The organism is Burkholderia sp. Ac-20344, assembly GCF_017104975.1.
GTDB lineage: Bacteria > Pseudomonadota > Gammaproteobacteria > Burkholderiales > Burkholderiaceae > Burkholderia.
This window is the reverse complement of sequence record NZ_JAAGPP010000164.1, coordinates 1-245: the sequence shown is the minus strand read 5'-3', so window position 1 is coordinate 245 and position 245 is coordinate 1. Positions and strand designations below refer to the sequence as shown.

1 protein-coding gene is annotated in these 245 nt (G+C 52.2%); it reads left to right on the top strand.

The window, feature by feature from the left end:
- The first annotated feature begins 31 nt into the window (after window positions 1–31).
- Window positions 32–214: a hypothetical protein gene (locus G3N64_RS40475; protein ID WP_205787982.1), complete on the top strand. Its 183-nt coding sequence runs from the start codon at window positions 32–34 to the stop codon at window positions 212–214.
- Window positions 215–245 lie beyond the last annotated feature (31 nt).

Sequence of the window (245 nt, the reverse complement as noted above, 5' to 3'; positions counted from 1 at the left end):
GGTAGAAGGAGAGGAACGATGAGGAGGACATATGGGAAGGAGGGGAGGGAGGAAAAGTAGAAAGAGAAGAGTAGGGGGTGGAAGAGTGGGGGAGGGAGAGAAGGAGGGGAGGAGGGGGGGGCAGGGGGGAGAAGAAGAGAGGGTGGAGGAGAAAGAGAAAAGAGATAAGAGGGTAGGAAGTGAAGAGGAAGAAGGAAAGAGGAAAAGGAGGTGAGAGAGGAGAGTTGTTTTTTTTTTTCAAGCGG

Coding starts and splice junctions, on each gene's coding strand:
- G3N64_RS40475 (WP_205787982.1), top strand. CDS start 32: ATGGGAAGGAGGGGAGGGAGGAAAAGTAGAAAGAGAAGAGTAGGGGGT.